The following is a 22,987-nucleotide window of genomic DNA, read 5'->3' as shown; positions in this document are numbered from 1 at the left end:
AATATAAACATATGTGTGTACTAGTTAATCTATTTAACTTTTTATTAACAAAAAAGGGGGGTATTAGTATGAAAAGATTGTTTGTACTTTTGGTAGCTGTGTTAGTTGTTGTCTTTGGTTGGTCTCAGGTGAAAAACCCTGATATCATCTTCGATGCCACTATCGGAGAAGCGGATACTCTAGATCCTCACCATGCTTACGACGCTGCAAGTGGTGAAGTTATTTTCAATGTTTACGATAACTTGGTAGCATACGATGGAGAAAGTCTGAGTAAGTTTGTTCCTATGCTCTCAGCGGTTGTCCCTTCAGTTGAAAATGGTTATTTGAGAGATGGTGGAACAACATATGTCTTCCCAATAAGAGAAGGTGTGAAATTCCACAACGGTAACGATTTAACCCCTGAAGATGTCGAATATACCTTCGAAAGAGGCATCTTGTATGCTCCTGCCGGAGGTCCAATGTGGATGTTTTTAGATCCTATGTTTGGGGTTTCGGATATTAAAATTTTGGTAGAAGATTATGTAGGTGCTTCATGGGATACCATATTTGATGATGATATGAATCCAGCAACTCCAGAATACGAAGATGCTCTAGTTAATTTCTATTATGATGTAATAGATCCTGCAGTAGAAGTTCAAGGTAACGAAGTTCATGTTCATTTGGCAAGACCTTTTGCCCCATTTTTGAATGTAATTGCTGCTGGAAGTGGTTGGGGTGCAATATTAGATAAAGAATACTCTATAGAATTAGGCATATGGGATGGAAATGCAGAAGGTTGGTGGAAGTATCACGGATGGACAAAAGAACAATCCCCATACGCAGACCATGCGATGGGAACTGGTCCGTATAAATTAGTAGAATGGGATCACGCTCAACAAAGGGTAACACTTGAAAGGAACGACGATTACTGGAGAGGTCCCGCACCAATAAGAAGAATAATCATTCAAGCCATAGAGGAATGGTCAACAAGAAGAGCTATGCTTGAAACAGGAGATGCAGATATTATAGATACTCCGGTTGAATATTTAGATATTGTAAAATCGATGAAAGATGTAACAGTTTTTGAAGGTACACCGGAAGTTCAAACTCAGACTTTACAATTCAATTGGACAATTAATCCAGAATCGCCTTACATAGGATCGGGTCAGTTAGATGGAGAAGGAATACCAACTGATTTTTTTAGAGACGAAAACGTAAGATTAGGTTTTGCTTATTCTTTTGATTATGAAGGTATGATAGAAGGAGTTTTAAATGGTTTGGGAGCGCGTATACCAACAGCTTTACCAAGTGGATTTTTAGGTTTTGATGAAACTCTTCCCTTATATGAATTTGACCTTCAAAAAGCAGAAGAATATTTTAAACTGGCTTACAATGGAAGATTATGGCAAACTGGTTTTAAAATGTCAATATTATACAATACAGGGAATGATACAAGGAGAATAGCTGCAGAAAATATAAGAGATAATTTGGAAAAAATCAATCCAAGGTTTCAAGTTGAGGTTAGAGGAGTACCATGGGCAACTTATCTTGATCAAAGAGAAAACTTGATGATGCCCGCTTTTGTTATAGCATGGATAGCAGATTATCCTGATCCTCACAATTTCATTTTTACATATTATCACAGTGAAGGACGTTATGGATTGTATTATGGAGAAAATTATGTATCTTTTGCAACCTTGCCTAGGTCAGAATTTGTTGGTCAATCACTTAACGACATGATAGAAAAAGCGGCAATTGAAACAGATCCTCAAAAAAGAGAAGAAATCTATATAGAAGTTCAAAAATTCGTATCAAAATATGCGGTTTGTGTTCCACTTTATCAACCAGAAGGGATAAGGGTTCAGCGATCTTGGTTAAAAGGGTGGATAGATAATCCCATCTGGCCTGGAGATTATTATTACCTTTATACTAAAGAAGATTAAGGAGAAAGAATGTTTTTAACGGAAAACTTGAAAATAGATAAAGATGGAGTATTGGAAATTTCTGGGGTAAAAAGTACTCACTTAGCTAATGAGTATGGTACTCCATTATTAGTGTTGGACGAAATTAAAATCATGGAGAACATCAAAAGGATAAAAAATGTCTTCGATAGCGCTGATTATACTAATTACGAAATTGCTTATGCTTCGAAGGCATTTTTGAATACAGAGCTTTGTAGAATTTTACAAAGTGAAAAAGTGTCTTTAGATGTGGTTTCGGGTGGAGAACTGTATATAGCCTTTCATAGTTCTTTTCCTGCAAACAAAATTTTCTTTAACGGAAACAGTAAAACTAACGAAGAATTAATTATGGCTCTAGAGAATGATGCAGGTCACATTATAGTTGATAATGAAGATGAATTTAGAAACATTGATAAGATCAGTAAAAGATTAAGAAAAAAGGCAAAAATTTATTTTAGGGTTATCCCCAACATCTCTCCAGACACTCATAAGTATATTTCAACCGGTCAAAAAAATTCCAAGTTTGGGATGCCTTTTGATGACATGTTGAAACTTATTAAATCCATCAAAAATTCTGAAAATTTGGAGATAAAAGGTATTCATGCACATATAGGTTCTCAAATAAACGAGGCAGAACCTTATGTGGAGTTAGTAAAAACTTTTTTTGATCTTTTAAACAAAATAAGAGGAGAAACAGGGGTTGTTTTACCAGAAATTGATATTGGTGGAGGATTTGGTGTAGCGCACTCGACTTTTGAAAAAGCTATAGATATTCAGAATGCTATAAAAGGGGTCATTCAAGAAGTTAGATTTTTGTCAAATGAGTTTCATTATCCTTCTCCAAAAATAATAGTAGAACCAGGTAGATACATTATTTCTAACGCTGGGACCACACTTTACACTGTTGGCACAATCAAGAAAGCCGAAAATAAAAAATACGTAGTTATTGATGGAGGTATGGCTGATAATATTAGGCCTGCATTGTATGGCGCAAAATATGAGGCGTTTATTGCGAATCGTCCAAAGGAAAAAACGAACTTAGAAAAGGTTACAATAGCTGGTAGGGCTTGTGAATCAGGAGATATTTTAATTGAAGATACCTACCTTCCAGAAATAAAACCGGGAGATTTGTTAGCGATCCCCTCTACTGGAGATTATACCTATTCGATGTCAAGTAATTATAATGGTTTTCTAAAACCCGCCATTGTTTTAGTCAAGAATGGAAAACACAAGGTGATAACAAGAAGAGAAATTTACGATGATTTAATAAAAAGGGATGTTGAAAATAGCGAATGGAGATAAAGAATGGTAAATGAATTTATATATACTCATTTAAAAGATAAAAGGTTATATGATCCTGATTTTTGGATAGATAGGTTGGATAACCCCGATGAAATTTTGATGGATGAATATGAAATAAAATCATTCAACCATCTTCTTCATAAGAAGATGGTTGAATCTCATCTAGAAAACTATTATTACGATTTTTCAAATGCAAAAAGTGAAATAACAGGGAATGATTTTATAAAAGAAATTGAAAAAGTAATGCCAATGGAAGATTTAAAAAAATTAATCGAAGAAAATTTATTTTTCAAAGATAGTGAAAAAATAAGACCTTTGAACAAAGATAAGTTAAAAGAGTTTCTTTCAAATTTTCGAGATTTCAAAAAAGGGATTTCTGGGGATATTCCGATATCTTTTGGCTTAATAACTGATAGAAGCGGCTTAAAATCACTACCTTTTAAATATCCATTGGGAATAACACCAAATTATCCTTTTCATGATATTACCAGGCTCACTACTCTTTCACCAGGAGAACCGATTTTAATATACAGAAGAAGTTTTAAACTAAATTGGTATTTTGTTCAGAGCTCTTTTTATTCAGGATGGACAAACAGAAAAAGTTTAATTGAAGTTTCTAAAAAAGAATTTTTTGATTACAATAAATCAACAAGAACTCTAATATTGATGGAAAGTAAAGTTTGCACCGAAGAGTTGCCTACCATTGGTAAATTTCGTTTTCAGATGGGAGATAAGTTAGTTCTAGCAGATGAAAATGAAACAAAAAAATTTTATTTTGAAATGAACACCCTATTTCCTGAAGGGTGTTATCCGATAAAAATCCCTCTTAAAAATAGATTGGACAATGAAACATATGGGATTTTTCCAGTTTCTTCGGCAAAAGAAGTAAAAACTTCTTTTCTTAATTTTACCCAGAGAAATTTAATTAAACAAGCGTTTAAAATGGTTGGTGAAAGATATGGCTGGGGAGGGAGCGATTACAATAGAGATTGTTCACGTTTCATAATGGATATATTTAAGTGTTTTGGAATATATTTGCCAAGAGATACTAAGTATCAAGAAATCATGACTCCTGCTGAAAGAACTTCTTTCCCTCAGCAAGCAGAAGAAAGAAAAATAATATTAGATGGTTTAAAAACCGGGGATATTCTTTTTATGAAAGGTCACGTGATGATGTATTTAGGTAAATTTGGAAATGAATACTATGTAATACATCAAGGGGCGGGCTTTAAAGAGAAAAAGTCTAATGGAGATTTTGAGAGTTTCGATATTCATGGTACATTTATCATGCCTCTTTCTGCTTATACTTTAGGTACGAGAACTACTTATTTGGACTCTCTTTCAACGGCCGTAAAAATCACACAAGGTCTTAATAAAATATAAAAATTAACCAGGTTGATCTTTCTCCATCTTATTGGGTGGAGTATATTTTTTAAAATAACGCAGAGAAGTTTTATTTGGTTAAAAAATATTTTCTTGCTAATAATGCCATTTGTTTACTTACATCAAAATTCAACGGGTTTAATGAATAATGGTACATAAATTCTTGAAATCTTTGCAAGTAATATTCAGATTTAAAAAGGCTTCCACTCAAATAAAGATCGTTTATATTCAAAGAATCTAAAATCTTTTTACATCTTAAAGTTAAATCAGAAATACCTTCATTAATTATTTCTTCAACAAGATTTGTTGGCTTTTCTAAAGCTTTTTTGGCGAAAGAAGAAATGATTGTTTTAAAATCTTTTCTTCCTTGTAAAGAGGTAAGTTCTTCAATATTTTCGCAAGAGTAAAATTTTAGAAGTCTATTAAAAATAGGATCGAACTCTCTTAGTTTGTCTCTGAATCTGAAGGCTTCCTGAAAGATTCTTGTGGATATCCAAAAACCTCCTCCTACATCATCAAAAAGATGCCCCCAACCACCGCTTCTTACGATATTTTGATCTTTATCCATACCAATGACCAAAGACCCCGTGCCTGCGATAACAATTGCTAAACTACTTCCTTTAAAAAGAGAATAGAGAATAGATTCACCATCGTTATATACGACGATGTTGTTGATATCAAAAATTTCTTTAAAAATGTCTAATAGCTGTTTTTTTCTTTGTGGGGTTCCTGCACCCGAAAAACTTACTACTATTCCGTCGACTTCTGTGGTTTTTGTCTTAATTTTGCTTATAATACTTTTCAGTCTTTCTTGATCAACGGAGGTAAGATTGACACCCGTTTCTATCTCAATTTTTTTCAATGCATCTCCACTTTCGTTGATCAAACTAGCAGCTATGTGAGTTCCTCCGCCGTCTATTCCTAAAAAATTCATTTTTATCACCACTTTTCGTTTAGTAGGTGCCTACACTTTCAATCTTTTAAGCTTCCCTGTGTAAGCCCTGCGATAATATACTTTTGTGAGATGGAAAATACTATAATTGTTGGTAAAAGAGCGATCACGATTCCTGCAGCCAGCACATTCCACTGCACACCAGCCTTTGATACAATGGAATATAGTCCTACAGGTACGGTATATTTGTCGGAAGTATTTAAAAACATCACAGCAGTAAACAGCTCGTTCCAGTTATTCACAAAAGAAAAACTAAGAATAGCCGATAAACCAGGTAACATTAAGGGAATAGTGATTTTGAATAGAGATTGGATTTCATTACATCCGTCAATTAAAGCGGCTTCTTCGATACTTTTTGGAATTCTATCAAAAAAACCCTTAGCCATTATTGTACTAAAAGCTGCTCCAAAACCGCTATAAATTATCACTAGGCTTATGAGTTTATTGATTAAATTTAAATTTGAAAACATTGTGTATTGTGGAACCATGATTAAATAAGTTGGGATCATCTGAGAAAAAAATAAGAATAATATAATAGGATATTTCCATTTGAATTCTTTCCTTGAAAGTATATACCCACTTAACATGGCAAATATTGTTGAAACAAAGGAAGCGCCTAAAGATACGAAAATACTGTTTACAAAATACCTTTTAAAATTGACGAATTCAAATAATCTCTTGTACCCTAGTAAAGTAGGATTATTTGTCCAATACTTAATTGGAAATGAGTATATTTCCTGCGTGGGTTTTAACGAAGTTAATATAATCCAGTATAATGGAAAAATTGCAAAAATAAAAAACATAGATAGTAAAATTATACGTATAAATTTAGGCAAAAATTTTTTCTTCATAGGCTAAACTCCCGTTTAGAAGTTAATTTTAAGTAAATAATAGTGTAAATGAAAAGAATTGAAATAATAACCACACCATGTGCTGCGGCTTTACTATAGTCTGATTCATAAAAAACGGTATTTATCATCTTTACAGCCAAAATCTCTGTGCTGCCAGCAGGCCCACCGCGTGTCATCCCGTAAATTATATCAGGAAAATTCATAACCCATATGGTTCTCAATAAAATTGTATTTATCAAAGTGGGTTTAATATATGGTATAGTGATATTAAAAAGCTTGGTGAAGTAACCTGCGCCGTCGATTTCCGCTGCATCGTAAAGGGAATCAGGAACAGACTGTAATGCTGCTAAAATCATGATGGCGAAAAAAGGTATTCCATACCAAACATTCACTAAAATAACAGAGAACATTGCTAACGAAGGATCCGAAAGAAAACTAATGTTTTCTTCAATAATTCCAATTTTTATTAATATATCATTGATCACCCCAAATTGACCGTTTAACAGCCATGACCATATTAAACCTATGGCAAATCCAGAGATTGCCCATGGATAAAAAACTAGTCCTGCATATATGCCTCTTCCTTTAAAAGGTTCTCTCATTAAAAGAGCTAAAATAAAACCCAAGATTAACTGGAAAAACACAGAGAATAAAACCCATTTCAAAGTGTTCCAAATAGTATTAATATAAAAAGGGTCGGAAAAGATGGCTTTAAAATTTTCAAAACCTATCCATTCAATATTTTGGAAGTTATAAAGGGAGTAATTTTTAAAAGACAACATTACCCCACTGATAGTGGGGTATAAAATGATAAAAGATATTAATAACAAAGTGGGTAATAACAAGAAAAAAATGAATTTTCTTCGTTTCAATTAAACCACCTATTTAATGCCTGCATCTTTCCAAAAGTCAGTCCATTGTTTTAAGCAACTTTCCACAGAAAGTTGCCCGAGCAACACCTGCTGCATTGTTTTTTCCTGGAATTCATTCCACTTTCCCCAGTTTTCATTATCTAAGGGGTACTGAGTAAATTGATAATGTTCGGGATCGTCAAACATCCTGGTCCAACCTTCGAAAATTTCTGAGCTGAAATATGAATCGTACGTATAAACTGATTCTAATACTGGTAAAGCACCGTAACTCTTGCTCCAATAACCATTTATTTCAGCTGAAGCAACAAATTTAATGAATTTCCAAGCTAAATCCTTATGTTCTGAGTATGTAGGAATTCCCCAACCTACGAATCCAAAGGATGGATAAACATTTCCGCTTGTTCCTAAGGGAAGTGGGGCCGTTTTATATTGGCCAGGTTGTAGCATTTCGTTTAACATGCCGGTGGTGTCAGGGTCTTGAAATAATAGAGGTGTTATTCCAGAAACAAACGAATTAACTTGCTCATCCCATCCCCAGTTAATTGAATCTTTTGGAGATGTGTCTTTATACAAACTAACATAGAAGTTTAACGCTTCTACGGCCCTTGGATCTTCAAAAATAATTTCACCAGATTTAGTTAAATACATATTGTTTGGATCTATATCGTCAAAGAATGAAGTTAAAACAATATCAATAAATGCGGTTGGATAACCCTTACCTCTAAAGGCGAAACCATATTGATTTTTGCCCGATTCTGTTAATTTTTTTGATATTTCGTACAATTCAGGCATTGTTTTCGGATAACTTTCGATTCCGTATTTTGCTAAAATATCTGGTCTATAAAAGAGTGCTTTTACGAAAATGCCGTGAGGCAACAAATAAGGGATACCTTGGTAAATGCTGGCGGCTTCTAAAACCCCTTGGACCATGTCATCTTTTTCAGGCCAAGACTCGATATAAGGAGTTAAATCTTCTAACTTCCCCATAGCAGCTAAAGCACTTAAATCCCAGTCTCCTATCTCTACGATATCAAGTGGTTGTTCTGTGCTTACCATTAAATTGATCTTTTGATAGGCTGTTTCGTATGGCGGAGAAATAACATTAATTTTCACCCCAGGATTCAAAGTCTCGAACATTTGTATTATGTTGTTTAAGGTAGGTGTTCTGTAGGGGCTTGAAAAGGCTTCAATTAAATTCAAAGTTATAACTTCTTCAGAAAAAACGAACAAACTAACAATCAAAACACACATTAAAACAAATAATTTTTTCATAAAACACACCCCCTAGTTTAATAAGTTTTGTATAATTATATCATATCTGCGAAAAAGATGAACATTTTAAAAATAAACATGATATAATACAAAAAACAATTATTGATAATAAAGTAATTACTTTATCTCATATTGGAATGGAGGAGTTTTAATGGATTTGTTTCTTAGATTAAATCCAAAACCCAAAAAGTTATTCTATGAAGGGGCAAATATTCATTTTGAAAGTTCAAAGCTCTCTATTTTCAAAAATTTTGAAGAAGAAAGTTTCGTTAAGATTTTTCCGAGTGAACATTTTGTCTTTGTAAAAGATCCAGTTTATTCCGACTTAAAAATAGAACCTATTATTTCTCCTTCTGAAAAGGACTTAAATGAATTTATCAAAAGCAATGATATAGAGTTAAGTATCGATATTATGGATTTAGAAAGCTATTTGATTAAAGTCGAAAAAGAAAATAGGACTGTTAAAATCTTTTCAAAATCAAAGAAAGGTATTTTTTATGGATTACAAACTCTAAAACAACTTATTGACTTAGAAAACAAAATTCTACCAGTAGTAGAGATATTCGATTCTCCTTCTTTTAAAATGAGGGGAATAATTGAAGGTTTTTATGGGGAACCATGGAGCCATGAAAACAGGTTGGATATGATAAATTTTTGTGGAAGAAATAAAATGAATACCTATTGGTACGCTCCAAAAGACGATCCATATCACAGGGAAAAATGGCGAGACGATTATCCAGAGGAAGAAATGGAAAAAATAGATGAGCTAATAAAAGTTTCAAAAGATAATTTTGTCGATTTTGTGTTTTGTGTAAGCCCGGGACTTAGCATGAAATTTAGCGATCAAAAAGAGTTTGATTTATTGTGCAAAAAATACTATGAAATTTTAAGTAAAGGTGTAAAAAAATTTGCTATTCTTTTCGATGATATTCCTGAAAAGTTGAATTATGAAGAAGATGAAAAAAAATTTGAAGGGAATTATGGTTTGGCTCAGACATATATAGCAAACAAGTTATATGAATTTTTAAAGGGGAAAGATTCAGAGGTTAACCTATACTTCTGTCCAACTGAATACTGGCAGGAAGAAGATTCGTTGTACAGGAGGACAATAAAAGAGAACTTAAATCCTGAAATTCCTGTAATATGGACAGGGAAGGGTGTATGGTCAAAAAGGGTAAGCAGAAAAAACGCAGATAAGATTTCAAACCAGTTCGGTCATGATTTGATCTTGTGGGATAATTATCCGGTAAACGATGCAGATCAAGGCGAACTTTTCTTAGCCCCGTTAATGAACAGAGAAAATGACTTATGCATTTCAAGAGTAAAAGGGGTTATCTCAAATCCGATGAATCAGCCATATGCATCGATGATTGCAGAACTAACAATAGCAGATTATCTTTGGAACTCACAAGGTTACGATCCTTGGTGTTCTTGGAACAAATCTATTTTTAATTTGGTAGGGTCAGACTTTTTTGAAGATATGAAATTATTCAGTGAAAATTTTCTAAAATCGAGAATTTTTGGGGAAACATCATTTAAGTTGAAAAGTCTAATAAAAGAATTCAGAAAAGATCCTTTGAATAAGGGAAAAGAGCTAAAGGAATACTTAGAGAGGTTGAGCAATCTTGAAGGAAAATTGAAATATATGAAAGATAAAAAGTTATATGAGGATATACAACCATGGTTAAAAAAGCTTTCCCAGCTTGCAGGAGTCGCTAGTAAACTGCTTAGTTCTAATGAAAAAGTTGAGATAAAAAACGAGGTAGATAGATTAGACTCTTATGTGGTTTGTGATGGTATTTTAGAAAGATTTATAAAAGAATTTTGAAAGGCAGTGATGGTTTGAAAGACAAAGATATTGAATCTTTAAATGAAATTGTTTCATCAGGAGTAAATAATGTTTATACAGGGGCATCCATTTTAATAGGTAAAAATCAAGATATATTGTATAAAAATACTTTCGGAACAAAAGATGAAAAAGAAAGACTTACTGAAGAGGATATTTTTGATTTAGCAAGTGTTACCAAAGTGGTTGGAACTGCAACCGCGGTTATGAGACTAATAGATGAAAAGCAAATAAAATTGGAAGATAAAATAGGCAAATTCATAGAGGTAAGTAGTCCAAAAAGCGAGGTTACAATCTTCGAATTATTAACTCATACTTCTGGAATGCAAGCTTATTCAAATCTATGGGAAGAGTATCGAGGAGAGGAATTGCTTAAGTACATAATCAATATTCAGCCCCAAGAAAATGCCTACAAGTGTTACGAATATTCTTGTTTAAATTTTATAACACTTATGAAAATTGTTGAAGAAGTTACTCAAAAGAATTTCAAAGAGTATGTCGAAGATATTTTTAAAAAAATAGGGATGGCAAATACTTGTTTCAATCCAAAGAATAAAGATAAAGCCGTATCCACATCTATCCGAGAAGGTAAAAGGTTGAAGGGTGTAGTAGAAGATGAACTTGCCTACTCTTTGGGTGGAGTAAGTGGTAACGCAGGTTTGTTTTCTAATGCCAGTGATTTAAGGATTTTCATAATCAGCTTGTTAAATGGGGAAATAGTTTCAAAAGACACTTTGGATCTTTTTATAACTACGTTGGTAAAAAGAGGGGAAAATACTACTCATATAGCTTGGATGGCTCCACCTGTTGCAGGATGTCAATACTCACTTGATAGTACAGGTTTCGGCCACAATGGTTTTACAGGCACATCCATTTGGATCAGAAAAGATGGGTTATTTTCAATATTTTTGACAAATTCTGTTTATTACGATAGATTCTTAAAAAAGCCTGAATTGAACGTGATACGAAATAAGATAAATAATATAATTTTTCGAAAAGATCATTAATAAATGAACACTTTGGAAGTAAAAGGAGAAGATATTATGTTGGTAATAGGTTTAATGTCAGGGACATCAGTGGATGGAATAGATGCTGCACTAATTGAAATAACAGAACAGGACGAGCAAAAATTAAATGTAAAGGTTGTTAATTTTATAAATACACCATATAGTAAAAAAATGAGAGAAAAAATTTTAGAATGTTCGGACCCCACAACTGGTAGCGTGGATAAAATCTGCAGATTGAATTTCGAGCTTGGTGAATTGTTTGCTCAAGCCGCCAAAGAGGTTGTTGAATCAAAAAGTTTGAATATGCAAGATGTTAGTTTAATAGGTTCCCATGGTCAAACTATATACCATTATGTGAGTGATGATTTTATTTCCACTCTTCAAATAGGTGAAGCTAGTGTAATAGCAGAAAGGACACAGACTACCACCGTTAGCAACTTTAGGGCAAGAGATATTGCAGCGGGTGGTCAAGGTGCACCACTTGTACCTTATGTTGATTATATTTTGTTCAAAAGTGATGACTACAACAGGGTTATGCAAAATATTGGAGGAATAGGAAACTTCACCTATATACCAAAAAAATCCACGATAGGAGATATAAAAGGTACAGACACAGGTCCAGGGAATATGCTTATAGATGGTGTAGTTCAAATTTTAACCAATGGAGAACAGAGTTATGACAAAGATGGAAAGATTAGTGAAAGAGGTAAGGTTTCTGATGCTCTTTTAGATGATCTAATGGCTCATCCTTTTATAAAAAAAGAACCTCCCAAAACCACAGGAAGAGAAGTTTTTGGGTTAAATTATGCTAAAGAGGTGATAAACAAAGGAAAAAGTATGAAATTAAACGACGAAGATATTGTTGCAACCGTAACAGCTTTTACAGCTAAATCGATTGTCGATGCTTACTTAAGATTTATAGGTACTAACATAGACCAAGTTATAATCTCTGGTGGAGGAAGTTATAATCCTACTTTGGTATCGATGATAGAAGATTATGCAAAAAAGATGATAAGCAAAAAAGCTTCCGTGATGGTGCTCGAAGAATTAGGTTTTTCAAGTGACGCTAAAGAAGCGGTAGCGTTTGCAGTGATAGCTTATCAAACTTACAAAGAAAGAAAAAATAATGTACCTCAAATAACTGGAGCCAAAAGGTTTGTTACCCTTGGTGAAGTAGCCCCCGTAGATAAAAATAAAAATATTGACAAAACACCATTTTGATGATATAATCATTTTTGGATTTTGAAAGTATTTTATTTTTTCCGGGTTAGCTCAACGGTAGAGCGGGTGGCTGTTAACCACTAGGTTGGGGGTTCGAATCCCTCACCCGGAGCCACCATAGTCGTATCATCCCCTCATAGCAGCGAATTATTTCGCTGCTTTTTTTGTTTTTGTATCTAAATGGTATAATTGAAATAAATTATAGAATATGCAAAAACTTAAAATGAGGTGATATCAATTACACCAAGATTTTCGAAAACATTGAAAAAAGCAAAAATAGAATTTGACAAAATTCATCACTTTTTGGTAAGAGATCCTGTGGTGAAAGAAACCTTGTTTACTTCAAGTTCAACGGTTTATTCTGTTTTAAGAACTATTAACTTGTTTTTTTCTTTTGTTGTATTTATCCCTATTATAGGAAGCATTTGGGATTTTAACTTACCACATTTTTTAGGATACCTTTTAAGTGCTTTTGGAGTTTATTTAACTTGGGTTTTTGAATGGGTAACAAAATCTACGATTCTTGAAGAAATACGTACAGTAACAATAATACAAATTTCTTTACATAGTGTATTTGGTATGTGGTATCAATTTTATGATCGCTTTGAAATTTACGATTTTATTCTTCATTTTACAGGAGGTATTTGGCTTTCATTTCTTATATATCCCTTAGTAATGGGCTCTGAACTAATCTGGACTAGGATGAAATGGTCTTTTTTCTTTCTAAAAGTATTTGTTGTTACCCTCTCTATTGTTATGACACTAGGAGTATTTTGGGAAATAGGAGAGTTTGCTTCGGATCTAATCTTTAGAGATTATCCTGGATACAGATTAGCTCAAGAAGATAGCCTTTTCGATACAATGACGGATTTTATTGGGAATTTTATAGGTAGTCTTACTGGAATATATATTTTTTGGAATACTCTCAAAAGATTGAACAAAACGCGTGATATGGATTCCCTATTAGAAAGAATCGGATCAACTTTAAGAGATTATGTGAATTCTTTTTAAAAACGTTTATACGAGGAGGAATGTTTTAGATATGAAAAACCTAATATTAGTTAGGCACGCTAAAGCAGAAAAAAGATCCTCGGAAATTGATGATTTGGATAGAAAGTTGACAAAAGTTGGTAAGAGCGATGCTAAAGAAGTCGCCGATTATGTGGTTAAAATTTTAAATAAGGTTGATCTTTTGATTACCTCTCCTGCTTTGAGGACAAAAGAAACCGCAGAAATCTTTGCAAGGTCTTTTAAATCCAAGCCAAAGATAGTAGAAGAAGAATTATTGTATGAAGGAGAAGTAGAAGAGATAATTGAAAAAATCTCAAATATTACAAAGGGATATAACAATGTGATCATGTTTGGACACAATCCAACTTTTGACGAACTTGCAAAAAAATTAACAGGTGATGATTTGCATTTGAGAAAGGCCGGAGTAATTTGTATTGAAGGAGAATCATTCGATGATATTTTATCTGGGAAAGGAAAATTAAAATGGATGGTGGATCCGAAGTCACTAAGCTCTTAAACGATATTTCAGTAAATCCATGGATGTTTTTGAAAGAGTACATCGAATATTTTGAAAAGATGAAAAACCGTCTTCTAAAAAACATCTCTAATGTTTTAGATGAAGAGGGTGTCGATACTGTTCACGACATGAGAACATCGTGTAGAAGGATAGAAGCAAGTATAGATTTTTTGGAAGGATTTTCAAAACGCGAAAGCTCTAAGAAAGCTAAGAAAAAAGTAAATAAGATATTAAAAAAAAGCAATAAATCAAGAGATTATCAAGTTCACATAGACTTTCTTTTAAAAATTGAAGGGCAAAATAATGAAATAATTGATTATTTCGAGAAAAAATACAGTAAAGAGAAGGAGAAGTTTAAAAGTTATTTAAAATCTTTAAAAATCTCAAAGTTAGATCATCTACTAGAAAGTTGTTTAAGCTTCTTGGTGTTTGATTTTATACAAAATTTTCAGATAAATAAGCCTTATTTTGCCAATCTTTACACAAAAGAATTTGAGGAAGTTTATGAAGAGTTTAAAAATACCGATAAAAGTGACGATAAAAAACTGCATAAAATAAGGATAAAGGTTAAAGATCTGCGTTATAAAATAGAGATATTAGGGGAGTTGAAAGGTAAAACTTTACCTGAAGAAGACATGTTTAAGCAGATTCAAGATATTTTGGGGACTCATCATGATTTGATTGTTTTAAAGAAAAAGTTGGTAAAAAAAATTCAAGGAGATAATGTCATTGCGTTATTAAAAGAAATTGATAAGGAACTAACCCAAATACAAGGGAAGATTAACGTTGAGGTGAACGAGATTTTTGAAAAGTTATGCAACAATATTTCTAGTCAAGAGGCTTAAATTTGAATCTTATAAAAAGGGGTGTAAAAAATGAGCAATTGGATTGGGATAGACATAGGGGGAACTAAAATACTCGGGACTTTATTCGATGAGAAAGGTAACAAATTGAAGACGGAAAAAAAGAGTTCCAAAAGTTCAAAAGGCAAAGAAAAAGTTGTCGAACAATTGAAGAAAGTTTTAGATTCTTTGCTGACAGAAAATAAAGATGTAAAAGGGATAGGGATAGGGGTACCGGGGGTTATAAAAGATGGAAAAATTACCTTTACTCCTAACATGCCTTTGAATGAATTTAATGTAGTCGATTTTGTTGAGCAAGAGTACAACATCAAAACTATTATAGAAAATGATGCCAATGCGAGTATGTATGGGGAATGGAAGTTTGGTGCCGCTAAAGGAGCAAAAAATGCCGTAGGTTATTTTGTAGGAACTGGAATTGGAGGCGGTTTAATATTGAATGAATCATTATATAAAGGTTCATTCAATTTTGCTGCTGAGATTGGACACATGAATGTGTACCCTGAAGGACCTCTTTGCGGTTGTAATCTTCGTGGCTGTTTGGAAAGTTTGTCTTCTAAAGTAGCTATCCAAAGAGAAATAGTTAGAAAAAAAGAGAGAGGCGAAAAGACCTTAATAAAAAATAGTGATTTGAAAGGCATAGTGAAAAGTTCTACTTTAAAAGCTGCTTATGATCAAAGGGACGATCTAATAAGAAATATCTTAAACGACGCCGCAAGGTATATAGGAATAAATGCTGGTTCCATCATTAATTTATTAAATCCTGAAGTTATCGTTTTAGGAGGGGGAGTAATGGAGGCTTTAGGAGAACAATTGATGCCTATAGTAGTTGAAACAGCCAAGCAGTACTCTATACCTCATATCTTCGAGTGTTGTGAGTTTAAACTATCACAATTGCTAGATGATGCATGCTTGTATGGGGCTTTTTCGCTTGTTAAAGAAAAAGTAGGTGTATAACAATGGTAGCAGGTGTTATAAACATAGGAACAGAAAATATATCTTTTGATATTGCTCAGAACGATCAAGATGATATCGATATAATAGAAAGTTTGGATTACCCCTTATTCTTGGGAAGAGATACCTTCACAACAGGAAGGATATCTTTTGAAAAAGTGGAGATCCTAAGTAAAAAACTTTTAGGATTCAAAAGGGTAGCGGAGGAATATGGAGCAAGTAAATTGAAGGTAGTAGGCACCACCGCTTTGAGAGAAGCAGAAAAGTTAGATTTTATTTTGGATCAGATCGAAACAAGAACAGGTTTTACTATCGATGTTTTAGATGACTACGAAGAAAAATCACATATCTACATGGAATTGATAAGAAACTTTGAAAAATATAAAAAGTACAAAAGGGATGATATTTTATTCGTTTACATAGGGACTGGAAGTATGGGATTAGCAACGTATTCTAAGGGTTTAATAGACAGCTCTCAAAATATAAAAATAGGTTCTGTTAAAGTCTCTGAGATGCTTAGGGAGTTGGAAGAAAACACCTTGCACTATAGTAATTTAATCAGAGAGTATTTAAACACATTTTATCAGCCTATCAAGGTTTGGCTTAGTAATAAAAAGATCAAAACCTTTGTAACTTGTGGCAATGAAATCGAGTTTTTAGCTGGACTTTTAGGGAAAAATGAGGAAGAAGTATTAAACATTCCCCAAGAGGAGTTGAATGAACTTTTCCAGAATTTGAAATCAAAGAATGCCACCGAATTATCAAGAGAATACGATATTTCTGAAAGTAAAGCGAATTCGTTGTTATCAGCTTTAGCTTTTTATCGATTGCTTTTAGAAGTATCTGGAGCTGAAAATATATTGGTTTTTCCGAAGGTTAATTTAAGTAGGAGCTTGTTATTTCAACGGTTGTTGAGCAGAAAATATAGAAGATTTTTTAATTTACTGGAAAAGAGTACGATCATTTCTTCTAGAAATATTGGTAAAAGATATTTCTATGAGGAGACTCACAGCCAAACAGTAGAAAAATATGCGATGAAATTATTTGATGCTTTAGAACCAGTTCATCAGTTAGGCAAAAGACATAGACTCCTTTTGCAAGTGGCTGCTATCTTACACGATATTGGAAAATATGTAAATATTAAGAGACATTATTTGCATTCGTATAACATAATAAAAGGTTCAGAGATTATAGGTTTAACTTCAAGAGAATTGGACATTGTATCAAGGATCGCTTACTTCCACAGTGCCCAAGATTTGGAGATTGATGATTATTCATCACAGCTGGAAAACATACCTGATAAGATTTTGATAACAAAGATGCTTGCCATATTGAGGCTTGCTGACGCCTTAGATGTCGCTCATGAAAATAAATTGGGAGATATTGAAATCAATTTGAAGGGTAATCGTCTGAGTATAACTACTCATTCACCAAAAGAAACTTTGTTGGAAGAGTGGGCATTGAAAAGAAAGGATAACTTCTTTTTGGAAGTGTTTGGAATACTTCCAGAGTTATTAAAAAAAGTATAAAGGAATGAAATTTTATGGCAAAAACTAGCAGCAACAAAACTAAAGAAAAGAAGATTGATTTGAACGATTACAAACATTATAACAATAGAGAGCTGAGTTGGTTAGATTTCAATTTTAGAGTGTTAGAGGAAGCTTATGATACAACAAATCCTCTTTTAGAAAGAGTTAAATTTCTTTCCATAACCTCATCCAATCTTGAAGAGTTTTTCATGATAAGGGTGGCTGGCTTGGAGGAACAACTTCAAGCTGGTTTCAGTGGAACGGATTTTTCAGGCTTAACTCCTAGAGATCAATTAACGAAGATTTCTCAAAAAACCCATGAAATGGTGGAAAAGCAATATAATTGTTTAGAAAATGAGTTACTACCTTCTTTAGAAAAGGAGAATATCAAAGTTCTCAAAGTTAATGAAGTTGATGAAGAAAAAAAGGAGTTTTTAGATAATTATTTTCAAACAACGGTTTTTCCCGTAGTTACCCCCATGGCAGTCGATCAAAGTAGGCCATTTCCGATATTACCGGGTAGTGGCATAAATCTAGGTGTTGAGTTAGAAGATGATAAAGGGGAAAGGTTATTTGCTTTTATACCACTACCGACGATTTTTCCAAGGTTTATAAAAATCCCCTGCAAAGATGGTACGTGTTTATTTTTAACTGAAGATCTTTTAAAAATGCATTCTGATTTATTTTTTAGTGGATACAAAGTAATTGAGATTTCTGAGTTCAGAATCACACGCGATGGAGACCTTTCTATTGACGAGGATGATGCCAGAGATTTGTTAATTGAGATTGAAAGTTCACTTAAAGAAAGAAAAACAGGTTTTCCTGTAAAGTTAGAAATATCCAAAAACATGGGGCAGAACCTGAGGAATTTCCTTGTAAATTCGCTAATTTTAAGAAGTGATAATATTTATGAGATTTCCAATCTTTTAGATTTAAGTTCTCTCATGGAAATAGCTAATTTAGAAGGGTATGAGCATTTAAAATTTGAGTATTATTCTCCCCAACCTTCGCCAAGCTTTTATGGCAAGGAGGATATCTTTAAAGTAATTAGGGAAAAAGATGTCCTTTTACACCGACCTTATGAATCTTTTGAGCATGTACTAGATTTTTTAAGACAGGCGGCAGAGGATCCTCAAGTGTTGGCAATTAAACAAACTTTGTATCGAGTTGGGAAAAAATCTCCAATCATAGATTACCTTATAAAAGCAGCAGAGAACGGCAAGCAAGTTACCGTAGTGGTAGAAGTAAAAGCCAGATTTGATGAAGAAAATAATATCCAGTGGGCTAAGGAGTTGGAAAAAGCGGGTTGCCACGTTGTTTATGGACTTGTCGGTTTAAAAGTACATGCAAAACTATTGTTGATTGTTAGAAGAGAAGAAAGCGGTATCAGAAGATACGTTCATATGAGTACAGGGAATTACAATTACATCACTGCAAAATTATATGAAGACATAGATTTTTTTACTTGTAAGGAAAGTTATGCTCAAGATGTATCGGCTCTGTTCAACATCTTAACGGGTTATTCAAAACCTCCAACATGGAAAAAATTGGGAGTCGCTCCTACAAGTTTGAGAGAAACTTTTTTACGTTGGATTGAGAATGAAATAGATGCAGTTAAAAAAGGCGGAAAAGGGAAAATAATAATAAAAGTTAATTCTTTACTAGATGTATCCATAATAAAAGCGTTATATAAGGCATCTATGGCTGGTGTGAAGATTGACTTGATCGTTAGAGGGATATGTGCTTTAAAAGTTGGAATAAAAGGTGTTAGTGAAGGTATAACGGTTAGAAGTATAGTAGGAAGGTATTTAGAACATAGTAGAATATATTATTTTGAAAATAATGGACTACCTAAATTATTTATATCAAGTGCCGATTTAATGCCTCGAAATCTGGATAGAAGAGTTGAAACCTTGATACCAGTAGAGCAGGAAGATTTAAAGCAACGTTTAATAGATGTATTGAACCTTTATTTGAAAGATAATTTCAAAGCAAGAGAATTACAACCAAATGGAGAGTATAGGAAACCGATAGGGAAAAAGTCAAGCTTGTTTATAGTTCAAGAAGAACTGATGAAGGAAGCAAAGAAAAAATTTAGAAAATTTATAAAAAAGCAAGAAGTCGACAAGTTTAACTTTCCAAAATTAAAATAAAAAAAGGGCTAAATGCCCTTTTTAATATACGAAAAACACTCTAGCTTCTCCTGGATTGATTGTTACTCTTAAATGTGCATCCTGAACGTTCCAAGAGCTTTCTCCTCTTCTATAATTTTCTAACTTTGTTTGAATATTGTGATCACTTTTCCAAGTATAGTATCCAAGGTCTATATCGAAGAAGTAAGGATTTTGAAAGTTGGTATTGATAGGTATAACAACTCCTTTTTTCCCGTTCCACCAAAACATTACACATGCATTGTCAGAAAAATCAATGAAATGATAATTATCAGGGTTTTTTAAAAGATCTTTGACTTCCTCTTTTAGTGTACCTAATAAGGTGAGTAATTTCACCATATGATGGTCTGTGTCCCAATGTAGTACATACCAATCAAAGAATGCAAGTTTGCCGTAAAATTGGTCTGTTGAAGGTAGATTTTTAAATCTTTCTTCTACGGGGTCCTCCACATCTAGGCCTGTATTCATAGGCTGAGGTTCAAAAAGCTCATATCCAGAGTTTATAAATGTTATTCCGTTTGGCATGAAAGTATTTACCACCGCTGTTAGTTTTGAGAAAGTTTCTTTACCTTCTCTTGTAACGGCTCTTGGGGTATCTGGTGTCTCTGCCGTAGCAAATGTAGGCAAAGATATTTTTGGTGCTACTTCTGAGATGAATTTTTTGAACCAGCCTTCTTTTATTCTTGGCTCAGCCCACCATGAATTTCCCAAAATTCCATCATAACCACTTTTTTTAGCTTTTATATGGTTATCCATGTTCAACTCTTCAGCTATGATTACAAAAGCAGGATCGTATTCTTTTGCCCTTTTTATAATTTCATGTTCAAGTTCATCAGGTAGAGCGTGACCCATGTCCAACCTAGCACCATCTATGCCGAAATTTTTCTGATAAAATGGAATAATGTTTGCTATTAAGTTCCAAAGTTCGGTATTCTTTTCTTTCCCTGGGAACAAACTTGATTTAACCACGTCAAAGAGTACATAAGGAGGTTGATTTGCCCCATCTATATATTTTAGGGCTTCTTCCGGATGAGAAAGATAGAGTCTTAAGAAAGTGACATCTTCCCATGCGGGTTGGGGATCATTTATCCAATCTGAAAATCCTGGAACGGTAATTACTTTAAACTCTTTTGCTATCTCATCCAAAAAATCCGGGTTGTTTTTATTTGTTCTTATAAAATTCTCCCATTTTTGTGGGTTCTGAGTTTTCGGATCCCATCTGAATTTTTTAAGATGATTTTTGACTTGTTCGTCATTGTAGACAATTTTTAAATTTTCTTTGCTTGGTTGAACAAACCCTAGGTCTTTAACTTTAGGAGGAGCAAAACCGTTCATTTCATCTATATCTATCCAATAGAACCAATCAGGATGTTCTAAAATCAAGTCGTTGTCCCTGGATCCTGTTCGTGGCACAAAGTCTAACAATACTCTCATTCCAGCCATATGAGCGGCTTCGACAAAAGCTCCAAATTCTTCATTAGGGGTGAATTCATTTTCCAAAAGTGTGTCGTGATAATCTTTTTCCACAGTGAAAAAATTCTTAACTGCGTATGGTGAGCCTACTTCACCTTTTTTAAATTTACTGCTGGATTGAGTTATTGGAAGTAAATATATACTATCGACGTTATAAGTAGCAAAATAGGGTATTAACATCAACATTTTTAGGAAAGTGCCCGATTCAGTGTAACCTTTTTCGTCTATCGGAACGAATAAAGTAGTTTGATCGTGAACGTATGCAGCCGTAGCTCGTACGTGAGCAGAATAAAGTATGCTCGTTCTGATCCAATCTGGTTCTTTAATATTTTTAATGAAAGAAAGAGGCTTGCTGTAATCCACGCCTTTTACAGCATTTTTTAATAGATTGTCGATTATGTTGGATATAAACTCGTATGGATTAACAAAAAATTTTCTCCCTGCTAGTTTAACTTTACCGGTATAATTAGGTGGCATCCATCTTTTTGGTATTGCATAATCGTCTTTCCCCTGTGAGATTTTACTTTGTAAGTATTTATTAACTTCAGATAGAATAGGCATCTTTTACTTCCCTCCTCATATAAAAATTGGCGGAGGCGGTGGGACTCGAACCCACAAGGGGATAAACCCCACCGGTTTTCGAGACCGGCCCCTTAGCCAATTCGGTGCACGCCTCCACAAGTTATTGTAAATTATTTAACTCTTTATTTAATAAGGCCCAACCCTTGTAGATACTTTCTGGCAACAATTTCTGGTTCTAAACCTTCAAAATCAACCAAGTAGTTCAGCCTTATAATTATATCCTCATTTAAATACAATGTCAATGGTTTTAAAATTCATTTATTGACCATTCAATTTTTGCCCCTTCGGTGAATCCGTATCGATCAAAGAAACCTGCTTTTACTTCTAAAGCAAATTTGAAAGGTGTGTAAATTATGTAAATAGGGCAGGGTGATTCTTCACAAGGTTTCATGTTTTGTATATCCAATATTGTTCCATTGGCATCTATAAAAGCAATGTCGAGTTCAACAAAGGTATTTTTCATCCAAAAGCTTCTTATTCCAGGACTTGGGAAAACAAAAAGCATTCCATAATCTTCAGGAATATCTTCCCTGTACATCAGACCGAATTCTCTTAATTCGTTCGTATTAGCAATTTCAATAGGGATTGTTACACTACTTCCCTCTTGTGAAATGGTTAGAGTCCCTTTTGGAAATTCTGGTATATTAATCGTTTGACTAAATAAATTGGTTGAAATAATCATCAAAATTAAAAGGGTGAAAGAAATTTTCTTCATAATTTTTAACTCCATTATAATAAATTAGGCTTCGAACTTTTTGTCGAAGCCTATTTAAGTTTCTTTCATCTTTTGATATAATTCATAATTTCATTTAAATCTGGTTGATCTCTTAATTCGTAAACTTTTACAAATTCAATTTTTCCTTCTTCGTCGATTAAAAAATTCGCTCTTTTGGAAAAACCGTTTTCTTCATCGAATATACCATATTTTCTAGCAACTTCTCCATGAGGCCAAAAATCTGACAAAAGTTTAAGTTTGTTGATTTTCATATTTTGAGCCCATGCTTTTTTTGAAGGTGATGCATCAACGCTAATTCCCAAAGGTACAACGTTGAGTTTTCCCAATTCGTCATACTTTAAATCCAAGTTTTTCATCTGGGTTTCGCAAACCCCTGTCCATGCTAAAGGATGAAAGGAAAGCAAAACCTTTTTTCCTTTAAAACCAGATAAAGAATTATCATCACCGTTTTGATCTTTCAATTTAAAATCTGGAGCCAAATCTCCAACTTTCAATGCCATCATATCAC

At 33.5% G+C, this 22,987-nt stretch carries 19 protein-coding genes and 2 tRNA genes; 13 read left to right on the top strand and 8 right to left on the bottom strand.

Annotation, left to right across the window (positions count from 1 at the left end; all coding sequences use genetic code 11):
* The first annotated feature begins 68 nt into the window (after nt 1-68).
* The 3 genes from X925_RS09640 to X925_RS09630 are packed head-to-tail and all read left to right on the top strand — an operon-like array spanning nt 69 to nt 4,625.
* The gene (locus X925_RS09640) at nt 69-1,922 is read left to right on the top strand and encodes an ABC transporter substrate-binding protein (RefSeq protein WP_121959822.1); all 1,854 of its coding nucleotides are present in this window, start codon (nt 69-71) and stop codon (nt 1,920-1,922) included.
* A 9-nt stretch (nt 1,923-1,931) separates the two neighbouring features.
* The gene (gene lysA / locus X925_RS09635; RefSeq protein WP_121959821.1) at nt 1,932-3,242 is read left to right on the top strand and encodes a diaminopimelate decarboxylase; all 1,311 of its coding nucleotides are present in this window, start codon (nt 1,932-1,934) and stop codon (nt 3,240-3,242) included.
* Nucleotides 3,243-3,245: 3 nt separating this feature from the next.
* A complete protein-coding gene (locus X925_RS09630) occupies nt 3,246-4,625 on the top strand; it encodes an NlpC/P60 family protein (RefSeq protein ID WP_121959820.1) in 1,380 nt (459 codons plus the stop codon).
* 70 nt (nt 4,626-4,695) lie between these two features.
* Here the strand turns inward: X925_RS09630 and X925_RS09625 are convergent, their stop codons facing one another.
* Genes X925_RS09625 through X925_RS09610 form a run of 4 tightly spaced genes read right to left on the bottom strand, consistent with a single transcriptional unit; the run spans nt 4,696 to nt 8,572 of the window.
* Nucleotides 4,696-5,559, bottom strand: coding sequence for a BadF/BadG/BcrA/BcrD ATPase family protein (locus tag X925_RS09625; protein WP_121959819.1), 864 nt, complete (start codon nt 5,557-5,559; stop codon nt 4,696-4,698).
* A gap of 38 nt (nt 5,560-5,597) precedes the next feature.
* Complete coding sequence (locus tag X925_RS09620) at nt 5,598-6,428, bottom strand: carbohydrate ABC transporter permease (protein WP_103064615.1); 831 nt, start codon at nt 6,426-6,428, stop codon at nt 5,598-5,600.
* A complete protein-coding gene (locus tag X925_RS09615; protein ID WP_121959818.1) occupies nt 6,425-7,300 on the bottom strand; it encodes a carbohydrate ABC transporter permease in 876 nt (291 codons plus the stop codon). The genes X925_RS09620 and X925_RS09615 overlap by 4 nt, the downstream gene beginning before the upstream one ends.
* Before the next feature lie 9 nt (nt 7,301-7,309).
* Nucleotides 7,310-8,572 carry a sugar ABC transporter substrate-binding protein gene (locus tag X925_RS09610; protein ID WP_121959817.1) on the bottom strand — a complete coding sequence of 421 codons (1,263 nt, stop codon included), beginning with the start codon at nt 8,570-8,572 and terminating at the stop codon, nt 7,310-7,312.
* Nucleotides 8,573-8,723: 151 nt separating this feature from the next.
* On the opposite strand from X925_RS09610, the gene X925_RS09605 reads away from it, so the two are divergent.
* From X925_RS09605 to X925_RS09560, 10 genes are all read left to right on the top strand, one after another.
* On the top strand, nt 8,724-10,400 hold the full coding sequence (locus X925_RS09605) for a beta-N-acetylglucosaminidase domain-containing protein (protein ID WP_121959816.1): 1,677 nt from the start codon (nt 8,724-8,726) through the stop codon (nt 10,398-10,400).
* Between the two features lie 14 nt (nt 10,401-10,414).
* Complete coding sequence (locus X925_RS09600) at nt 10,415-11,425, top strand: serine hydrolase (RefSeq protein ID WP_158245463.1); 1,011 nt, start codon at nt 10,415-10,417, stop codon at nt 11,423-11,425.
* Nucleotides 11,426-11,428: 3 nt separating this feature from the next.
* Nucleotides 11,429-12,646, top strand: a complete 1,218-nt coding sequence (locus X925_RS09595; protein WP_121959814.1) for an anhydro-N-acetylmuramic acid kinase — start codon at nt 11,429-11,431, stop codon at nt 12,644-12,646.
* Nucleotides 12,647-12,686: 40 nt separating this feature from the next.
* A tRNA-Asn gene (locus tag X925_RS09590) sits at nt 12,687-12,761 on the top strand.
* A gap of 146 nt (nt 12,762-12,907) precedes the next feature.
* A complete protein-coding gene (locus X925_RS09585) occupies nt 12,908-13,657 on the top strand; it encodes a hypothetical protein (protein ID WP_233187774.1) in 750 nt (249 codons plus the stop codon).
* Between the two features lie 31 nt (nt 13,658-13,688).
* Entirely contained in the window at nt 13,689-14,174 is a 486-nt protein-coding gene (locus X925_RS09580) for a histidine phosphatase family protein (RefSeq protein WP_121514599.1), read from the top strand.
* Entirely contained in the window at nt 14,141-15,019 is an 879-nt protein-coding gene (locus tag X925_RS09575; protein WP_121959812.1) for a CHAD domain-containing protein, read from the top strand. The genes X925_RS09580 and X925_RS09575 overlap by 34 nt, the downstream gene beginning before the upstream one ends.
* 30 nt (nt 15,020-15,049) lie before the next feature.
* On the top strand, nt 15,050-15,991 hold the full coding sequence (locus X925_RS09570; RefSeq protein ID WP_012208306.1) for an ROK family protein: 942 nt from the start codon (nt 15,050-15,052) through the stop codon (nt 15,989-15,991).
* Between the two features lie 2 nt (nt 15,992-15,993).
* Nucleotides 15,994-17,517 (top strand): HD domain-containing protein, encoded by a 1,524-nt coding sequence (locus X925_RS09565; protein ID WP_121959811.1) that lies wholly within the window; start codon nt 15,994-15,996, stop codon nt 17,515-17,517.
* Nucleotides 17,518-17,531: 14 nt separating this feature from the next.
* The gene (locus X925_RS09560; RefSeq protein WP_121959810.1) at nt 17,532-19,670 is read left to right on the top strand and encodes an RNA degradosome polyphosphate kinase; all 2,139 of its coding nucleotides are present in this window, start codon (nt 17,532-17,534) and stop codon (nt 19,668-19,670) included.
* Between the two features lie 21 nt (nt 19,671-19,691).
* On the opposite strand, the gene X925_RS09555 is transcribed toward X925_RS09560, so the two are convergent.
* The 4 genes from X925_RS09555 to X925_RS09540 all read right to left on the bottom strand — a co-directional run bounded on the left by X925_RS09555 (nt 19,692) and on the right by X925_RS09540 (nt 22,979).
* Nucleotides 19,692-21,722 carry an alpha-amylase family glycosyl hydrolase gene (locus X925_RS09555; protein WP_121959809.1) on the bottom strand — a complete coding sequence of 677 codons (2,031 nt, stop codon included), beginning with the start codon at nt 21,720-21,722 and terminating at the stop codon, nt 19,692-19,694.
* A 27-nt stretch (nt 21,723-21,749) separates the two neighbouring features.
* A tRNA-Ser gene (locus tag X925_RS09550) sits at nt 21,750-21,838 on the bottom strand.
* A gap of 152 nt (nt 21,839-21,990) precedes the next feature.
* Complete coding sequence (locus X925_RS09545) at nt 21,991-22,458, bottom strand: DUF192 domain-containing protein (RefSeq protein ID WP_121959808.1); 468 nt, start codon at nt 22,456-22,458, stop codon at nt 21,991-21,993.
* A gap of 65 nt (nt 22,459-22,523) precedes the next feature.
* Entirely contained in the window at nt 22,524-22,979 is a 456-nt protein-coding gene (locus X925_RS09540) for a peroxiredoxin (RefSeq protein ID WP_012208300.1), read from the bottom strand.
* Nucleotides 22,980-22,987: the final 8 nt, after the last annotated feature.

It is taken from the genome of Petrotoga sp. 9T1HF07.CasAA.8.2, assembly GCF_002895585.1.
GTDB lineage: Bacteria > Thermotogota > Thermotogae > Petrotogales > Petrotogaceae > Petrotoga > Petrotoga mobilis.
Note: the sequence above shows the minus strand (reverse complement) of the source record. Positions and strands in the feature narration are given on the sequence as shown.